Source organism: Vibrio sp. 10N.222.48.A3, from assembly GCF_041475345.1.
In the GTDB taxonomy this organism is placed as follows: domain Bacteria; phylum Pseudomonadota; class Gammaproteobacteria; order Enterobacterales; family Vibrionaceae; genus Vibrio; species Vibrio tasmaniensis_A.
In genome coordinates, this window is the sequence record NZ_JBFRVX010001143.1 from 1 (window position 1) to 308 (window position 308).

The 308-nt window shown below is 42.9% G+C and carries 1 pseudogene; it reads left to right on the plus strand.

Features of this window, described 5'->3' with window-relative positions:
- Nucleotides 1-308, plus strand: a pseudogene (locus tag AB4653_RS24450) (site-specific integrase); the annotation flags it as partial.

Genomic DNA, 308 nt, shown 5'->3' on the forward strand with positions numbered 1-308 from the left:
TTCTAAAGTGATTCAATCACTTCATTCAAAAACTCGAACGTATACGGTGTGGGATACTCAAGTTCCAGCGTTAGGGGTTCGAGTTTATACCGATGGTCGCCGTTTCTATGTGACTCATTTATCCATTCCCAATAAGACGTTGGCGGCAGTGGGACAACTGACACTAAAAAAAGTGAGACAACACGTACGCGCTTTACAGGCCTCTTTTTTAGACAAAGAGACGAAACCAATACGGTTGCTCCGCTTTGATGTTTTGGTGAAAGAAGAATGGACGAATAAGGTCTGCAAAAGATGGAAACTGAGTACAC